This window comes from Serratia sp. HRI (assembly GCF_010119335.3).
In the GTDB taxonomy this organism is placed as follows: domain Bacteria; phylum Pseudomonadota; class Gammaproteobacteria; order Enterobacterales; family Enterobacteriaceae; genus Serratia; species Serratia nevei.
Map to the genome: position 1 here is coordinate 1,416,803 of NZ_CP083690.1, position 16,400 is coordinate 1,433,202.

A 16,400-nucleotide genomic window follows, 5' to 3' on the forward strand; every position below is an offset into this window, starting at 1 on the left:
ACTTGAATGACGCAGCCACCCCTGTTGCGTCATCGACATTTTGTGAAGGAGCTTCGATATGAGCAAGCAACAGAACGCCATCCTCTGGCCCGAAGGCTACACGCCGGGCTTTACTGAGAATTTCGCCTCCAATGAGATCATCGCCGCCGGCTTGAGCGCGGCCGACGTATGGCCTCTACTCGTCACACCATCGCTGTGGCCAAGCTACTACGCCAACTCGGCTAACGTGTGCTTTCATGACGGCAAAGGCCCGGTACTGGCCGACGGCGATCGGTTTTACTTCGAGACCTTCGGCTTCCCGGTAGAGGGGCAGTGCAACGAATACGTGCCACCTGCGGATGGGCAACCCGGCCGCGTGGCCTGGCACGGCTGGTCCGGCGAGGAAGGCACAGATACGCGCCTGGATGTGCATCACGCCTGGCTGGTTGAGAACCTGGACGGCAGGCGCGTGCGCATCCTCACGCAGGAAACTCAGAAGGGCAAACCGGCCGAGGAGCTGCACAACGCCAAACCCAACCCGATGATCAACGGCCATCAGGACTGGCTCGACAGCTTGGTCGAGGCAGCGCGCAAAGCCAAGCAGGCGTAGTGGTCTCCGGCCGCTTGATCCCAAGCGTCTGAACGGAGAAAACCATGATGAGAACTCCCCTCAGGATTCTGCTGGTCCTGACTTCGCAGGCAACGATGGGCGACGAACTGCTCAACCGCGAATGGTTCCGCAGTCGGACCGAAGCGAAGGTGCTGATCGAACGTTGGCGACAGTTCTACAACGAGCAGCGGCCGCATAGCGCGCATGCTTACAAACCGCCGGCGACGATCCGGCGCAACTGGATCCAATCCGATAGCATCCCCTCCGAACTCACTGCCTGACTGGCTACAAAGTTCGTACTCAGGTCACCTTGGCGCAGGCACTGAAGGTGGAGCCACCCGGAATGGGTGCTCCCACCGCCTTACGCGCACTGGCTCGAACTCTCCCGAGGCGCCGGCAAGCTCGTCACATAGCGACTAGAGAGAGGAGGTGACCGTACGAGTTCCCAGCGCCCGATCCACTCTGGGAGCTGGGTCGCCTAGCGACTACGCTACCAATGGAGCTAGCGATCAACTCGATAACTTGAGCGTGATAACGCCCAGGATGATCAACGCCACGCCAAGGTATCGCATCAGGGAGGTTGGGTCGCCATAGAAATGAATTCCGACTAAGAAAGTTCCCGCCGCTCCGATACCCGTCCACACCGCATAAGCAGTCCCAATCGGTATCTGACGCTGAGCAAGCCATAGGAAGGCGCCGCTAATTGTCATGAAAGAGACGGCTACTGCGACCCCACTCCAACGCGATGTTGGCTCTTGCGCCATTTTCAGCCCGACCGGCCATCCGATTTCAAACAATCCAGCCAAAACAAGATAGATCCAACCCATTGCGATTCTCCTTCAAATTTTTCATATCCGGCATACATACTCCGGCATGACCACCAGCTTAGAACTTCGGCGGCTCTTTAGGCGTGGTGTGGGGCACATCGCCATCTTCGTAAAAGCGCTTTCGCGTAGCCTCGGCAACCCGGTTACATAGTTGGTCGCCCAGCATTGGTCGATCCAACTTGCATTGCTTGCGCAACTCTTTCAGACGCTCAGGATTGAGCGCTAATTCATCGACTGTCGGAAGGTTGGCTTTATCTGGTTTCCCAGATGGGCTGCAGGCTGCCAATGTCGAGGAAAGCAATATGAGAGCAATCTTCTTCATGGTTAATTTTCTTTGGGAGATTGTGTGATGGTTTACCGCCGACCTTTGGCATCTGGAGATTTGATCGAATGAACGCGTTCCATGAAGCGAGTCAGCATTTCTGACGGCTCGCTGGCCGGCCGTAGTAGATAGGTCGTGAGCATTGGCGAACGTCCAGTCAGCGGCCGTGCGACCACCCCCTGTTCCCTGCTGGCTGTGATATGCGCGCCTCCTGTGAGGCCTAGTGCAAGTCCCGCCGAAACCAGGACCATCATTAGATCGCTGGAAGTCACGCGTTCGGCAATCAGTGGCTCTATGTCCACGCGACGTAGCACCCGTTCAACTTGCCGAGCATGGCCCTCACACGCCACCGCGTCGCAGAGCACCAGCGGATACCGCAACAGCTCTTCTAGGGGAATCTGTTTGTGGGATAGCAAGGGGTGCCGTGCGGGCACAGCTACCATCAGAGGGTCACTCCACACCGGCACGGCGATGATGCCTTCGCCGACTTCATCCGATTGAGCGAAGCCGAGATCGTACAGTTCGCCACACAATCCCTTGATTTGCTGTGCCAAAGGCACCTCGAAGAAGCGAACTTCCACTTCCGGCTCTTCCTGCCGGCAGAGCGCCAACAACGCAGGCAGGCGCGATGGCGTGATTCCATCAGACAATGCAATACGGAGCTGGCAATGAAAGCCATTGGCTGCGGCGTTCACACTGTCGCGCGCCTGCTGCAAAGCTGCGAAGACACGCGGCACGCTCTCAAAGAAGAGCCTGCCCGCACGAGTCAAGCGGGTGCTCCGAGTGGTTCTCGCAAATAGCGCTACGCCCAACTCTTCCTCAAGTTCCTTGATGGCGCGCGACAGCGGCGATGTCTCTATGTGGAGGCGCTCTGCGGCTCGGGCAAAGTGCAGCTCCTCTGCCACCGCCAGAAAGTAGCGCAGGTGTCGAATTTCCATGTTCGCATTCCTCATCACTCAGGCCTCACCACCTTCGCCTTGCGTCACGCTATTTAGCTAGCCTTCGCAAGCTGCTCCAGCATGTTTCTGCGATCAAACAGGAGAGCCGGATAATGCTTTTGCCAGGACGCCCCATTGCATGGCTGTCTCGGCCCGCGTGCGGATCAGCGAAGCCTGCGCTGACAGCACCCCGGCCTCAGCCTCGGCCACCACCGTGGCGTCCACTTGTCCCGCCTCGAACAGACGTCGGCTGCGATCGAGCTGACGCTCCGCGACTGCGACACCCTCGGCCTGATGCTCCAGTGCTGCGTGCTGCGTATGCCAACCGAGATATGCGTTCTCTACGTCCTGCAAAGCACTCAACAAAGTGCGCTCGAACTCCGCACGGGCAGCTCGGCTGCGCGCCTCTCCGGTCTCGATGCCGGCACGGATCGCGCCACCATCGAAGATCGGCAACGACACCCCGGCCCCAAGTGAAAAAATGTTTCCAGTGATGCGGGTTCCCACACTCTCTACGCGCTGCCGTCCGCCGCTCAGGTCCAACACCAGCCTGGGGAAGCGTTCGCCTTCGGCTGCGTTCCAGCGCGCGGTTTCGGCGGCGAACTTCGCTTCGGCGGCGCGCACGTCGGGCCGCTCACTCAGCAGGTCCGCAGGTATGCGTGTCGGTGTCCAGTCCGGGACGGCGAGCGACGCAAGAGTTGGGGAAGCTGCAGGCGCTCCGGGCGTTTGTCCCACTAGTACATCGAGTGCATGCGTCGCCTCGCCGCGCGCACGCCGCAGTTGCTCTTGCTCCACGCGCAGTGCGACGACGCCGGCGCGGGTACGCTCGATGTCGAAGCCGGTAGCTTGTCCGGCCTCGAACTTCCGTTGCATCAGCAAGACGAGTCGTTCTGCGGATGCCAGCCGCGCCGCGGCTAGCGCTTCGAGCTCACTGGCTTGGCGCTGCTGCACAGCCGCCGACACTGTTTCAAACGCGACCTGCCACCGCGTGGCAACCCACGCTTGTTCGGCTGCCACCGCATCCAGGCGCGCACCTTCTGCTGCCTGCGAAAGCCGTCCCGACAGGTCTGCCTCCCACGATGCGGACAACGTGGCGCGGCCATCATTGCCGATTGCAACGTTCTCTAAATAGTCGCGTCCTCGAGTTGCCTGCGTGCCCGCGGACAACGAGGGGAGCAGGGAGGCCCGTGCTCGCCGCGTGGCGGCCGATGCCTCGTCCACGCGCGCTCGCGCAATCGTCAGTTCGGTATTGCGCTCCAGCGCCGCCCGGACCAAGGCATTGAGGTGCGGATCGCCGTAGGCCGTCCACCAATCGACGGGAAGAGTACGGCGGGACGATTTGTCCAAGATGCCTTCACCTCCCTCTTCATTTGAGAAATGGGCCGGTACATCCAGGCGAGGTGGATCGGCAGAGTGCGGGGCATGGCTGCAGGCCGCAAGAAGCAGTAGCGGAGAAATCATGGCAATGAGGCGATAGCGTTCAAGAATTTGAGACATGGCAGCTCCTTGCGCTCCGAAAAAGTCTTGACGGACTGTTGTATGGCTTCTACTATACCGTCTGGTACCGTCTGGACTGTATATGACTCAAGCTTTTTTGGAGCACGACCATGCCGCCCCGCGCGAAAACAAAGTTGCCCCCCCCGTCCACTGCCCATAGCAGCGCCGATGCGCAGCCCGGCCTCCAGCAAGGAGCCCAGCGAACTCGCGACCGCATCCTGCAGGCCGCCCGCGAACTGGTGCTGGAGGAAGGTGCCAGTCGCTTGACACTGGACGCCGTCGTTGTGCGGGCCGGGTTGAGCAAAGGGGCGTTTCTCTATCACTTCAAGACCAAACGCGATTTGTTCGTGACACTGATCGACGAGATGATCCGGGCGTTCGACGCGGTACAAGCCAATCACGAGCGCAGGTTTGCCGGAGATCCGGACCCCTGGCTGTCGAGCCAGGTGGAAGCGATGCCCGACGACGAGATGCAGAAGATGGGCGCAGCGCTGCTCGCGGCAGCTGCGGAAGATCCAACACTTCTCGACCCACTGCGCGAGTGTTACCGCGTGCAGTACGAACGCGTGCGTCGATCCCCGCGTGGCACCGAGACCGCGGCACTCATCAAGCTGGCATTGGATGGCGCCCTGTTCGCCGATCTTCTGGGTTTGCCAATACTCGCACCCGCAGAGCGGCGGCATTTCTTTCGGGCGCTCCAGGATCTCGCCTCGGGCCATCTCGAACTTGTCCCGGCAAAAGGACGCACATGAGTCGCGTCCGTAGCGGTGTCATGACCGCGTGCGCACCGCGCTCCTTGGCGGTTGCTTGCACACTATCCATTTCGACTCTGCTCTCAGGGTGCGGAAACTCGCAATCCACCGTATCCGAGCCTCCGCGCGCAGTGAAGCTCGCCGCCGCGCAGTCGGATCTCCCGCATAGCTCTCGCATCGAATTGACTGGCTCGGCGCGAGCAACCGAGCGCAGCATCCTAGGATTTGAAACAGGAGGACGGATCGCCAAGTTGAACGTCGACGTGGGTGAACGGTTCTCCCGCGGCCAAGTCCTGGCAGAACTTGATGCGCAACCTGACCGGCTTCGCGTGACACAAGCGCAAGCATCCCTGGCGGCCGCCGAAGCCGGCCTGATGGATCGACGTGTACAGACAGATCAACAGCGCCGGTTGCTCGAAAGCGAAGTCATCTCCCCTGCTGCGTTCGAGAGCGCGAAGGCGCAGCTAGCGGTCGCAGAGGGTCAAGCGCGCACTGCCAAGGCGGCGCTTGGCCTGGCCGAACGAGCACAACGTGGCACGATGATCGTCGCTCCTTTCGATGGTGTCGTGGCGGAAAAGCTGGCTTTGGCGTTCACCGACATTGCTGCTGGTGCGCCGGTATTTCAGGTCGACGGCGTGCGCAGTGGCACTGAGATCATCGCGAACGCGTCTACTACACAGGCACCTCACATAGATGTCGGCCAACGCGCAGAACTGAGCTGGAGCGGAGCCGAACAACCAATCCGAGCGGTGGTACGTCGTGTCGGTCTGCGCGCCGAAAATGGCTCGCTCCTACCCGTGGTGCTAGTGCCTGAAGATAACGCGCAAGCGCGCGCACTTCGGCCAGGTATTCCCGTACAGGTCGTGCTCGACGCACCTGCGGCAACCTCCAAGACCTCTCGGCCCGAGACTGTATCCATACCTTATGCCTCGCTGGTGCTCGGCACGAAGCCGGGCGAGGCTTCCGTCTTCGTCTACACCCCTGAAGATAAGAAGGTGCACCGTCGCGCGGTGCGCTTCACGCCGGTACAGGAAGGAGACAGCGCGCGCGTCCTCGCTGGACTCAAGCCCGGCGAGACGGTGGTTGCCGCCGGAGGAGGATGGCTCACCGATGGACAGCCAGTGACACCACTGGAAGCCACCACTCAATTGACCAAGCGCTAACGCGATCCACCAGGTTACTTCATCATGAAGATCACCGAGATGGCGCTGCGCGCCAGTCGACTTACCTACTTTGTAGCGCTCATCATTTTCGTCGCCGGCATCGCGACCTTCCTGAATTTTCCTTCTCAGGAGGAGCCGACTGTCACGGTCCGCGATGCGATGGTCACGGCGTTGAACCCGGGGCTGCCCGCCGAACGCGTTGAGCAACTCATTGCCCGGCCGATCGAGGAGCGCTTGCGCGAACTGGCAGAGGTCAAGCGCGTGACGAGCACCGTGCGCGCAGGCAGCGCCATGATCCAGGTCACGATCTGGGACCGCTACACCGACTTGGCACCGATCTGGCAGCGCGTCCGGGCCAAGGTCGCCGATTCGAAGGATGCCTTACCACAGAGCACGATGGGGCCTTTCGTCGACGAAGACTTCGGCCGCGTCGCGGTTGCCTCGATTGCGGTCACTGCACCAGGTTACTCCATGAGCGAGATGCGCGTCGCGCTCAAGCAGATGCGCGACCGCCTGTACACCGTGCCTGGTATTGAGCGCATCACTTTCTACGGCCTGCAGGAAGAGCGCGTCTATCTCGAATTCGATCGGCCTAGGCTCGCGCGATTGGAGCTGACACCACAGGGGGTGATCGACCAACTCGTCAAACAGAACGTCGTCGCTTCGGGTGGACAAATTGTTGTCGGCGGCATCAATGCAACCTTGGCGGTCAGTGGCGAAGTGCGTGACGCTCCCTCCCTGCGAGCAATGCCGATCGCGCTGCCACGACCGCAAAGTAGTACGGCGCCCGTGCCGACGATCGCATTGGGTGAACTGGCGCAGGTGAGTGTGCGGCCAGCCGATCCGCCGGAATCTGCTGCCATCTACAAAGGCCAGCCCGCTGTCGTCATGGCGGTTTCGATGGCCTCCGGTCAGAACGTGGAGCAGTTCGGAAAAGCGCTCAAAGCACGGGTTGCAGACCAGGAGAAGCTGCTGCCGGCGGGTTTCGATCTGTCATACGTCACTTTCCAGGCCGATGTCGTCAAGCACGAGATGGGCAAAATGAACCACGTCATGATGGAGACGATCATCGTCGTCCTCGGTGTCGTCGTGCTATTTCTCGGTTGGCGCACCGGGATCATCGTGGGCATGATCGTGCCGTTGACGATCCTCAGTGCACTCATCGTCATGCGCGCGATGAACATCGAGCTTCAGAACGTCTCGATGGGCGCCATCATCATTGCGCTCGGCTTGTTGGTGGACAACGGCATTGTGATTGCCGAAGACATCGAACGCCGCCTGGCCGGTGGCGAAGATCGTAAGCATGCCTGCCTCGAGGCGGGCCGCACGCTCGCCATTCCGCTGCTCACGTCCTCGCTCGTGATCGTGATCGTGTTCTCGCCGTTCTTTTTTGGCCAGAACGCCACGAGCGAGTATCTGCACAATCTCGTGGTCGTGCTGGCACTGACGTTGTTCGCTTCGTGGCTGCTGTGCCTGACTGTCACGCCCCTATTGTGCTACCACTTCGCCAAACCCCATCACAAGCAGGAGCAGGGCGACGCCTATGACACCCGCTTCTACCGTGGCTACCGGCGCGTACTGGAGTGGGTGCTCCACCATAAGGCGGTCTATGTAGCGTCGATGATCGCGGCGCTTGCCATTGCGCTGTATGGCTTCACCACCCTGCCGTACGATTTCATGCCCAAGTCCGACCGGCTTCAGTTCCAGATTCCGGTGCAGCTCGCCCCCGGTACCGACTCGCGCGAAACGCTCGCCCGCGTGAAGCAGATCAGTGGTTGGCTGGGCGACACGAACATCAATCCAGAAGTCTCCGATCACATCGGCTACGTCGCCGATGGTGGCCCGCGCTTCATCCTTAGCCTGAATCCACCACTGCCGGCATCGAACATCGCGTACTTCGTTGTCACATTGAAGCCGAAGAGCGACATCGACGCCGTCCTCGCCCGCACCCGCAGCTACTTTGCGCAAGCACATGGCGACGTGCGCGCCGAGCCCAAGCGTTTCTCGCTCGGTGCGACCGAGTCAGGGACTGCCATTTATCGCGTCAGCGGTCCGGATGAGGAGGTATTGTTGGGGGCCGCGTCCAAAATCGAAGCAGCGCTGCGCAAGCTGCCCGGCACCATCAACGTCAAGAACGATTGGGATACGCGCGTTGGCCGCATCGACGTACGGGTCGACCAGGACCGCGCGCGTCGGGCGGGCGTGACGACTGAAGACATCGCTGGCGGGCTGGATGTCCGCTACAGCGGCAGATCGATCTCGGTTATTCGCGACGGTGACACCTCCGTCCCGATCGTCCTGCGCAGTATCGTAAGCGAGCGTCGCAGCACGGCAGACGTAGGCGCGACGCTCATCTATCCCACCAACGGCGGTCCAGCGGTGACGCTGGCTCAGGTCGCAGACGTATCGCTCGCGAGCGAGCCCTCGGTCATCCAACGGCGCAATCTCATCCGCACGATCACCGTGCAAGGACAGAACACCTCTTACACCGCCCAGGAGATCATCAACCGCCTGGCGCCTAGCGTCGCTGCCCTGGACCTGCCCGCGGGCTACTCGGTTGAACTTGGCGGCGAGATCGAGGAAGCCGCCGAATCGAACGCCGCGCTGTCGACCTACATGCCCCTCGCATTTCTGGCGATGCTGATGCTGTTCGTATGGCAGTTCAATTCTTTCCGCAAGCTCGGTGTGATCCTCGCGACGATCCCTTTCACGCTTATCGGCGTGGTATTGGCTCTGAAGCTGACCGGCACACCTTTCAGCTTCATGGCGACCTTCGGCGTACTGGCCCTGTTCGGGATCATTGTCAACAACGCCGTGCTCTTGCTGGAACGCATCGACCAGGGGCTAGCGGAAGGCCTGCCACGCCATGAAGCCTTGGTTGGGGCCGCGATACAACGGCTTCGTCCAATCGTGATGACCAAGGTCACCTGCATTTCGGGACTGGTGCCACTCATGCTCTTCTCCGGACCATTATGGAAAGGGATGGCGATCGCGATGATCGGTGGGCTGGCACTCGGAACGCTGGTGACGTTGGGCTTGATTCCGCTGCTTTACGAAGTCCTGTTTGGAATCAAGCGAATTGGGCCGTGGAACCTGAGTGTCGCCACCGCGCATGGAGATCGCTCATGAGTCTCTTGCGAGCCGCCGCGTGCTGCGCATTCTCAGAATTCGTATGCACCCACGCTTCATGCGTATGTCTCGCTAGGCTTATGCGATTCAGCACCCATCCGCTGATCTGGAAATCCTGGTCGATTGTCATTGCCGCAGGGGTTCTAGGAGCGGGCTATCCACTGGGCCTGCGGGCCATCACGGCGGGCGGTCCGATGCGCTGGGTCGGCCTCTGTGTGGCAGTGACGTGCATGGCGGCCAGCGGCGCACTTTTGTGGTTCGCGCTCAAGCGGATTCCGATCAGCGCGGCCTCTGCAGCCTGGGCAGGAATCGGGCTACTTGGAAACTTGGGCGTCGGCGCCCTCCTACTAGGCGATGTCGCATCGGTAACGCGCTGGTCTGGCACCGCCCTCATCGCAGCAGGCATTGCCTGTCTTAGTTTCGTTTGATCAAGGAGACCCATTATGAAGAGCAAAACTGCATTGATCCGCGGCGGCATCTTTTTTTGCGTAGCAGGCGCGCTCTCTGGATGCGCGACCAACAGCATGACGCGCTCCGGATTTCTCGGCGACTACGAGAAGTTATCGCCGACACGATACGAGAACGTACTGATGTACCGCGCAGCGGGATTCGAGCCCAAGCGTTATGCCGCTGTCGTGGTGGAAGAAGCGCAGATCAAGACCGCCTCGGGTCGCATCGATGGGCTCGATGACGCGCAGCAGCGCGAAGTGCTAGACCATGTGACGAGCGAACTGAAACGCCAGGAAGGCAAAAGTCCCGCCCCCCCAGGTGGCGCGGGACAGGTTCGGGTGCGTGTAGCGGTCACCGAACTGCAGACACCGAATCGGGCAGTCAATGCAATGACGACCCTGCTGGTTGGACCCGTGACGACGGGTGGTGCCAGCCTAGAGTTCGAAGCAGTCGATTTAAGGACGGGACGCCGGGTTGCTGCCGCCAGTTGCTTCGAGCGCGGCAACGTCATTAAAGAGTTCGCCGGTTCGTACACATTGCTGGGTCATGCCAAAGCGGCGATCACGAACTGCATCGAGCGCATCGACAGCGCTTGGCGGGACACGCAGCCATGAGCAACGCTTCACAGGCTTGGCTCCGGCAGGATGCCATGGTCGGCGGTGATCACAAATGGCTGGCGGGTGGCGACTGGACGATAGAGCACTACGCCAGTCTGGCAAAATCCGTGTCCGCCGCCCGCATCAGTCATGCCGAGGGGTACGCCACTCCCTTACTCGACTGGACGCAAGTCCAGAGACTGGACACCGCCGGCGCGGCTCTGCTGGTGGAAATTCTCGGGCCAGACTCGATACTCGACCGGCCGGAGGCAGCTCCAAATCTGTCCTCGGATCGCCTCGCCCTAATGAGAGCGCTGGCCGCCGCTGCTACCGATCAGCAGAAGACGGAGAAAGCAGCGGTGAGCGGGAATCCTCTGCTCCGCGGTCTGGGACGCATAGGCCTGACCTTGGAACAGGGCTGTCGTGCGTGTCTTGGTCTGGCCGGGTTCGTGGGCCAGATCATCGAAACATGGAGCCGTACCGTTCGTCACCCGCGTCGCTGGCGCGCGACCTCGGTGATCGCTCAAATCCAGCGATCAGCGGTGGACGCCATTCCCATCGTGGCGCTACTGAGCTTCATGGTAGGAATGGTGGTGGCGTTCCTGGGAGCAACGGTGCTGGCCAACTTCGGTGCGAGCATCTTCTCGGTGCATCTGGTCGCCTTCTCGTTCATGCGCGAGTTCGGAGTGCTGCTCCCGGCCATATTGATTGCAGGCCGTACCGCAAGCGCGTACACCGCCCAAATCGGTTCGATGAAGGCAAATGAAGAGATCGATGCGCTTCGCTCCAACGCGCTCGACCCCATCGAGTTACTGGTGCTGCCACGCGTGCTGGCGCTTCTTGTGTCCTTGCCACTGCTCACCTTAGTAGGCATCTTGGCTGGCATTGCGGGCGGCGCCACCGTATGCGCACTGAGCTTGGAAATTCCTCCCGCACAGTTCCTTGCCATCGTGCAGGAAAAAATCGAGGTGCGCCATTTTCTTGTCGGAATGAGCAAGTCCCCGCTCTTCGCGGTGATGATCGCCGCTATCGGCTGCCATGAAGGGTTCAAGGTCGCCGGTAGCGCTGAGTCGGTAGGCGACCACACGACGTCTAGTGTCGTGCAATCAATCTTCATGGTGATCCTGATAGACGCCATCGCTGCACTGTTCTTCATGGAGATGGGCTGGTGAGCGCGGTGAAGCAAGACACCGACAACGGTGTGCGACACGCTATTGAAGTGCGCGGCCTGGACAACAGGTTTGGAACCCAGCAGGTCCATCAGGACCTAGACCTGGACGTGCGGCGCGGGGAAATCCTTGGCGTGGTGGGAGGGTCAGGCACCGGGAAATCCGTGCTCTTGCGTAGCGTCGTCGGGCTGCAGAAGCCGCATTCGGGCGTGGTCCGTATCGGGGGGCGCGACCTACTGCGAGCCCAATGGCTTGCGCGCGCGCGTATGGAGCGAAGGTTCGGCATTCTGTTCCAGAAGGGCGCGTTGTATTCATCGCTGACCGTCTTGGAGAACGTCGCTCTTCCTTTGATCGAGCATGTCGGTCTGGCGCGGCCTCTTGCCGAGCGTTTGGCAAGAAGCAAGCTGGGCTTGGTGGGGTTGCCTGCCGGAGCGGGAGACAAGTATCCGGCCTCGTTGTCCGGAGGCATGGTGAAACGAGCAGCACTGGCGAGAGCCTTGGCGCTTGATGCGAACATCCTGTTTCTTGACGAACCCACCGCAGGACTGGATCCAATCGGGGCTGCATCTTTCGACCAATTGATTCTGACCCTGCGCAATGCACTGGGCCTCACGGTGTTTCTGGTAACCCACGACCTCGATACGCTGTACACCATATGCGACCGTGTCGCGGTCCTGGCGAACCAGAAGGTACTCATCAACGACGGCATCGAGGCAGTCGAGCGCTTCAAGCACCCGTGGATACAGGAATACTTTCACGGCCCCCGTGGCCGTGCGGCCGCACAGGCCACTGGTGCTTCCAGCCAAGAGACGCAGCCATGAAACCCCTCCGCATCTGCATCATTCTTCCGTCGCGCACGCATTGGGCTGGGCGCACGCAATATTTAAACTCTGAGAACGAGGTGGTCTGATCATGGAACCACGTGCCCATCATGTATTCATTGGTCTGTTCGTCGTGCTGCTCGGTGCGATTGGTATTGGCTTCGCGCTTTGGCTCAGCGACACACGTTCCGACCACGATTACCAGTATTACCGGATTATGTTCGATGAGCCAGTGACCGGGCTTACGCCCGGCAGCCAGGTTCAGTACAGCGGAATCACGATTGGCGAAGTCGTTGCACTTTCTCTTTCACCGCGAGACCCAAGGCGGGCGATAGCGCGCGTACGCATCAATGCCACCATCCCGGTCCGGCAGGATACCCGCGCTGAATTGGTCATCACGGGAATTACCGGCAACGCGGTGATCGAGTTGAGCGACGGTGGGCCAAACGTGCCATTGCTGGATCGGAGAGAGGACGAGGAACCGTTGATCCTCGCACCACGTTCGGCGATGGCATCCCTGGTCTCCGGTGAGGGGAACAGCATGACGACACTCAACGGCATCTTGCTGCGCACGCAGGAGTTACTGTCGAAGGAGAATTTGGCTCTTGTGCACCGCAGTCTGGTGAATCTTGAACAGACCACGGGCGCGGTCGCTGACCAGAGGGCCGAGATCGCGACGTTAATCAGCAATCTGACCGAAGCAAGCAGAGAATCGACAGCTGCCGTGCGCCAAGCAAATAGCACTCTTCGCGATGCCAACCTGCTACTAAATAACGATGGTAAGCAAATCATGGTGAACACGCGTGATGCAACGGCATCCCTCGAACGCGCCGCTTTCAGGGTTGAGACGCTACTGCAAAACAATCAGGAATCGCTGAACCAGGGCTTGGCCGCCACAGGTCCTGCCATGCACGAACTCCAGCAGGCGCTGGCCAATCTAAACACCGTGCTGCGCCGACTGGATCGCAATCCGGCGCAATACCTGCTCGGTGGAGAGAACATTGAGGAAACCAAGCCGTGAACACTTCCGCCAGGATGATTCCCGTCGCTGCCGTGACTATGACGCTAGTACTCGGCTTGTCCGCGTGCAGTGTGCTTCCCAAAGCAGCTCCAATGGTCACCTACAAATTGCCCGACTATCACATCGCCCAGGCGGAGAGTACGCCGCGCGCCGTTCCGGGACCCGGGGCGCTGCGCGTCTACGCCCCTGAGAGTAGTCGCGTCCTGGATTCGGAGCGGCTGTTCATTGCGCAGCCCGATGGTCGCTTGTCGGCTTGGCAAGGAGTGCGTTGGGCCGACCCCGCACCGGTGCTGCTGCGTGACCGAATCGTCGAAGCCTTCATGCGCGATGGGCGGTCGACTTCCGTGATTACCGATAGCACCCCAATGAGCGCCGATATGGAGTTGCGCAGTACGCTGCGGGCGTTCCAGCTCGAATACCGCGGCACTGAAGCGATCGCCGCGGTTCGGCTCGATGTGCAACTGGTCGATCCGGCCAAACGGACTGCTATTGCCAGTAGACGCTTCGAAGCAATCCAAGCCACAGGCAGCAAGCGAGAGGCCGATGTGGTGAGCGCGTTCGGTGTCGCCACGGATATATTGGCCGGGCAGATCGTTGAATGGGCAGTTCAGGTCGGGGCAGCGCGTTTGCGAGTTGCACCGGAATTGGCAAGCAACCATGCACCCACAGCGTCGTCGATAAGCACAGACTAGTCGTCTTAACGGAGCACAGAAGCTAGGGCCAAAACGCTGCTCGACACCTTAACTCGGTACGACAGCCTACGGCCCCGATCCAATCCCAGGACCTCTTTGCCGTCCAACCTCCCATGACACACCGCCGCCGCGTACAGTCGCGGCGATCTGCTGCCCCAGTCGTGGCTCGATTATCGGCCGCCAAGGCACCAGACTGAATCCCATGCCGTCATCGAGCAGCGCATAGCGACCGCTGGCGAGCATGACCGAGCGCCGGTAGATGCCGGCTACGCGCTGCCCGTCTGTGACGTGCCGATGCTCCAATCCGCTATCGGCGGCAATGTGCTGGGCGGCCTGCGCCAGCTCCCGATTGCGCAGCGTTTCCAGCAGATTCCGGGAGAGAATCAGCCGCTGCCCGCGCCGCTGGGCCAGCCCCTGTTCTTCGAGGAAGTCGGCGCGCTGCTGCAAGGCTTGCCTAGCATCGCCGCCAAAGCCCAGGTCGCCCAGTCCCTTGCCGCCGCCGATCAACTGCTGATCCAGCCAGGTCGCGCCGATGACGCGGGCCTGCCGTTCAATCGGCAGATGCGATTTCAGTTCGACCGCCACGCCGCCCAGCCGCTGCGCGTCGTACTGGCGGCCACGCTCGGCCAAGTCGTCCGGCACCTTCCATAACCCCTCGGCCACGCGCTCCACGATGCCGGCCCGCCGTAGGGCTTCCAGCCGGCGGATATGGGCCGCCACAGCCTCTTGCGGGTCGCGGCCGGGCTTGGCTCGGCCTTGCTCGATCGCCAGGTGGTGATCGGTGCGGTACAGGCCATTGCTCGCCAGCGTGGCGATGTTCTTGTCGGCCGCCCGCACCTCGGCGGAACCGCGTACCTCCACCACCGCGCCGATGGGATAGTTCGCCAGCTCGTCGCGGGCGTCCAACGCGACGTAGTGGGCTTTGCCGTCCAACCCGTCGATGACCAGATAGCCGCGGTCGTGCAGCTCGTCGGCCAGACCCTTAGCAGCCACGCGACCGACGATAGTGCGGCCGTCGTCGCCCGGCTCGAACACCGCCAGCTCGCGAGGCTTGCCGCTCATGGCCCGCTGCATCGTTCGGATGATGTCGCCACGCTCGCCCAGGGCACGCAAGGTCTTCTCCGCGTCCGCATGGACGGCCCAGGTGCCGGGCTGCACCTCGTCGGCCAGGCCCAGGCGCTGCAAGTGTTGCAGGCGGCCGATCAGCAGCAGGCGCTGGCGTTGCAGCCGGGGTTCGTTGAAGCGTTCGATCTGCACCCGGCCATCCTCGCCGGCCTCGCGCTGCAACGTGCGGTCGAGGCTCGTCCACCGCTCTTGCTCCACCTCGCGCTGCAAGGTCTGCTGGATCTCCAGTTCGGTGCGCGGCCCCAGCCATTCCGTCGCCAGCTCGGCGGCGCGATGGCGGAAGCCGTGGGCGATGTAGTCGCCCGCGATGATGAGGTCTTTGCCGGTATCGTCGCGTCCGCGCACGATCAGGTGCGTGTGCGGGTTGTCGGTGTTCCAGTGATCGACCGCCACCCAATCCAGCCGCGTCCCCAGGTCGGCCTCCATCCGGTTCATCAGGTGCCGGGTGTAGGTGCGCAGGTCGTCCAGCTCCGCACTGTCTTCAGGTGAGACGATGAAGCGGAAATGATGTCGGTCGTCCTGGCAGCGTTCCTTGAAGGCATCGAGGTCGGCTTCGTCGGTCTGCGGCCCGTAGGCACGGCCCGGCTCGCCGTTCCGGCCGGCACCGTCGCGCTCGATGTAGCGCAGGTGCTTGGCGAGCGACTGCGGACTGGCGTTGCGCTGGTTGACCAGCAGCGTCTTGATGGTCACGCGCCGTGACATAGGGGTCAGCTTTGCGCCTGCGAAGCGCGCCGCCGTATGGCCGCGTCCAAGCCGTGAGCCGGGCCGCTGGCCGGCGTGCTGGCCGCTCCCGCCAGCGGTAGGACGGCGCACCGCCGACTTGCCGCCGCTGGCCTTGCCAGCCTGCTTGAGCACCTTGGAAACGAAGCTCTGGCCCTGGCCTTTGCCTCGGTTCTTCGGCGCGCCAGGGCGCACCCAGAAATCATGGTCGCCGCGGTCGGTCATGGCTGTGCTCCCTGCAAGCTCCGGCGTGTCCGAGCGTGCGAAGCACGCGGACATGCCTGCATCGGCGCGTGCCTCGCGCCCCACGCGGCACGGCGGCGAAGCCGCGCCGTGCCGCGCCACCCCCACGTGCAGACTGGCTTTGCGGGCGGCAGAGTGCCGAACCCTTTTGTCTTGCCTTCCGCCTTTGCCCCTCGCTCCCGCTCCGGGCATCGGCGGCCCGGCGGCGCTGCTGCACGAGCAGCCAGCCCGCCGGCGAACACGCCAATGGCCGCAGGCCAGGCGCGTTCGAGGCAAGACGCCTGCACGTTGGGCGGCTGCGCCGAAGGCAGCGCGAAGTGCGGTGCGAATGCACCCGCACTGCACG

The 16,400-nt window shown here is 61.8% G+C and carries 15 protein-coding genes and 1 pseudogene; 11 read left to right on the forward strand and 5 right to left on the reverse strand.

From position 1 onward, the window contains the following. Positions 1 to 58 precede the first annotated feature (58 nt). Positions 59 to 589 carry a hypothetical protein gene (locus GF111_RS06940; RefSeq protein ID WP_000043569.1) on the forward strand — a complete coding sequence of 177 codons (531 nt, stop codon included), beginning with the start codon at positions 59 to 61 and terminating at the stop codon, positions 587 to 589. A gap of 101 nt (positions 590 to 690) precedes the next feature. Next, a pseudogene (locus GF111_RS06945) lies at positions 691 to 870 on the forward strand (integrase core domain-containing protein); the annotation flags it as partial. Positions 871 to 1,098: 228 nt separating this feature from the next. Here the strand turns inward: GF111_RS06945 and GF111_RS06950 are convergent. The 4 genes from GF111_RS06950 to GF111_RS06965 all read right to left on the reverse strand — a co-directional run bounded on the left by GF111_RS06950 (position 1,099) and on the right by GF111_RS06965 (position 4,173). Then, entirely contained in the window at positions 1,099 to 1,416 is a 318-nt protein-coding gene (locus tag GF111_RS06950; protein WP_000539741.1) for a multidrug efflux SMR transporter, read from the reverse strand. Between the two features lie 58 nt (positions 1,417 to 1,474). Further along, positions 1,475 to 1,738, reverse strand: coding sequence for an EexN family lipoprotein (locus tag GF111_RS06955; protein WP_000717310.1), 264 nt, complete (start codon positions 1,736 to 1,738; stop codon positions 1,475 to 1,477). A gap of 32 nt (positions 1,739 to 1,770) precedes the next feature. After that, positions 1,771 to 2,676: a LysR family transcriptional regulator gene (locus GF111_RS06960; protein WP_000405670.1), complete on the reverse strand. Its 906-nt coding sequence runs from the start codon at positions 2,674 to 2,676 to the stop codon at positions 1,771 to 1,773. Between the two features lie 93 nt (positions 2,677 to 2,769). After that, positions 2,770 to 4,173 (reverse strand): efflux transporter outer membrane subunit, encoded by a 1,404-nt coding sequence (locus GF111_RS06965; protein WP_162420121.1) that lies wholly within the window; start codon positions 4,171 to 4,173, stop codon positions 2,770 to 2,772. A gap of 110 nt (positions 4,174 to 4,283) precedes the next feature. Here GF111_RS06965 and GF111_RS06970 point away from each other — a divergent pair, with 110 nt between their 5' ends. The 9 genes from GF111_RS06970 to GF111_RS07010 all read left to right on the forward strand — a co-directional run bounded on the left by GF111_RS06970 (position 4,284) and on the right by GF111_RS07010 (position 13,966). Beyond that, on the forward strand, positions 4,284 to 4,925 hold the full coding sequence (locus GF111_RS06970) for a TetR/AcrR family transcriptional regulator (RefSeq protein WP_162420123.1): 642 nt from the start codon (positions 4,284 to 4,286) through the stop codon (positions 4,923 to 4,925). Between the two features lie 20 nt (positions 4,926 to 4,945). Further along, positions 4,946 to 6,088 carry an efflux RND transporter periplasmic adaptor subunit gene (locus GF111_RS06975; protein WP_223294861.1) on the forward strand — a complete coding sequence of 381 codons (1,143 nt, stop codon included), beginning with the start codon at positions 4,946 to 4,948 and terminating at the stop codon, positions 6,086 to 6,088. Between the two features lie 24 nt (positions 6,089 to 6,112). Further along, a complete protein-coding gene (locus GF111_RS06980; RefSeq protein ID WP_003092293.1) occupies positions 6,113 to 9,217 on the forward strand; it encodes an efflux RND transporter permease subunit in 3,105 nt (1,034 codons plus the stop codon). Positions 9,218 to 9,297: 80 nt separating this feature from the next. After that, positions 9,298 to 9,645, forward strand: a complete 348-nt coding sequence (locus GF111_RS06985; protein WP_038421338.1) for a multidrug efflux SMR transporter — start codon at positions 9,298 to 9,300, stop codon at positions 9,643 to 9,645. A gap of 15 nt (positions 9,646 to 9,660) precedes the next feature. Then, positions 9,661 to 10,281 (forward strand): DUF3313 family protein, encoded by a 621-nt coding sequence (locus tag GF111_RS06990; RefSeq protein ID WP_000837791.1) that lies wholly within the window; start codon positions 9,661 to 9,663, stop codon positions 10,279 to 10,281. Further along, a complete protein-coding gene (locus tag GF111_RS06995) occupies positions 10,278 to 11,435 on the forward strand; it encodes an ABC transporter permease (RefSeq protein ID WP_000063629.1) in 1,158 nt (385 codons plus the stop codon). The genes GF111_RS06990 and GF111_RS06995 overlap by 4 nt, the downstream gene beginning before the upstream one ends. Beyond that, entirely contained in the window at positions 11,432 to 12,253 is an 822-nt protein-coding gene (locus GF111_RS07000) for an ABC transporter ATP-binding protein (protein ID WP_023093371.1), read from the forward strand. Before GF111_RS06995 ends, GF111_RS07000 begins: the two co-directional genes overlap by 4 nt. Positions 12,254 to 12,344: 91 nt before the next feature. Further along, positions 12,345 to 13,274, forward strand: coding sequence for an MlaD family protein (locus GF111_RS07005; RefSeq protein ID WP_000433686.1), 930 nt, complete (start codon positions 12,345 to 12,347; stop codon positions 13,272 to 13,274). 92 nt (positions 13,275 to 13,366) lie between these two features. Next, positions 13,367 to 13,966 carry an ABC-type transport auxiliary lipoprotein family protein gene (locus GF111_RS07010; protein ID WP_003124411.1) on the forward strand — a complete coding sequence of 200 codons (600 nt, stop codon included), beginning with the start codon at positions 13,367 to 13,369 and terminating at the stop codon, positions 13,964 to 13,966. A 66-nt stretch (positions 13,967 to 14,032) separates the two neighbouring features. Here the strand turns inward: GF111_RS07010 and GF111_RS07015 are convergent, their stop codons facing one another. After that, on the reverse strand, positions 14,033 to 16,036 hold the full coding sequence (locus tag GF111_RS07015; protein WP_000132148.1) for a relaxase/mobilization nuclease and DUF3363 domain-containing protein: 2,004 nt from the start codon (positions 16,034 to 16,036) through the stop codon (positions 14,033 to 14,035). Positions 16,037 to 16,400 lie beyond the last annotated feature (364 nt).

Bases quoted from the DNA above. Each gene is read 5' to 3' on its own strand.
- GF111_RS06965 (WP_162420121.1), bottom strand. From the start codon at position 4,173: ATGTCTCAAATTCTTGAACGCTATCGCCTCATTGCCATGATTTCTCCG.
- GF111_RS06990 (WP_000837791.1), top strand. From the start codon at position 9,661: ATGAAGAGCAAAACTGCATTGATCCGCGGCGGCATCTTTTTTTGCGTA.
- GF111_RS07005 (WP_000433686.1), top strand. From the start codon at position 12,345: ATGGAACCACGTGCCCATCATGTATTCATTGGTCTGTTCGTCGTGCTG.
- GF111_RS06975 (WP_223294861.1), top strand. From the start codon at position 4,946: ATGACCGCGTGCGCACCGCGCTCCTTGGCGGTTGCTTGCACACTATCC.
- GF111_RS06950 (WP_000539741.1), bottom strand. From the start codon at position 1,416: ATGGGTTGGATCTATCTTGTTTTGGCTGGATTGTTTGAAATCGGATGG.
- GF111_RS06940 (WP_000043569.1), top strand. From the start codon at position 59: ATGAGCAAGCAACAGAACGCCATCCTCTGGCCCGAAGGCTACACGCCG.
- GF111_RS06970 (WP_162420123.1), top strand. From the start codon at position 4,284: ATGCCGCCCCGCGCGAAAACAAAGTTGCCCCCCCCGTCCACTGCCCAT.
- GF111_RS06985 (WP_038421338.1), top strand. From the start codon at position 9,298: ATGCGATTCAGCACCCATCCGCTGATCTGGAAATCCTGGTCGATTGTC.
- GF111_RS06960 (WP_000405670.1), bottom strand. From the start codon at position 2,676: ATGGAAATTCGACACCTGCGCTACTTTCTGGCGGTGGCAGAGGAGCTG.
- GF111_RS06995 (WP_000063629.1), top strand. From the start codon at position 10,278: ATGAGCAACGCTTCACAGGCTTGGCTCCGGCAGGATGCCATGGTCGGC.
- GF111_RS07015 (WP_000132148.1), bottom strand. From the start codon at position 16,036: ATGACCGACCGCGGCGACCATGATTTCTGGGTGCGCCCTGGCGCGCCG.
- GF111_RS07010 (WP_003124411.1), top strand. From the start codon at position 13,367: ATGGTCACCTACAAATTGCCCGACTATCACATCGCCCAGGCGGAGAGT.
- GF111_RS06955 (WP_000717310.1), bottom strand. From the start codon at position 1,738: ATGAAGAAGATTGCTCTCATATTGCTTTCCTCGACATTGGCAGCCTGC.
- GF111_RS06980 (WP_003092293.1), top strand. From the start codon at position 6,113: ATGAAGATCACCGAGATGGCGCTGCGCGCCAGTCGACTTACCTACTTT.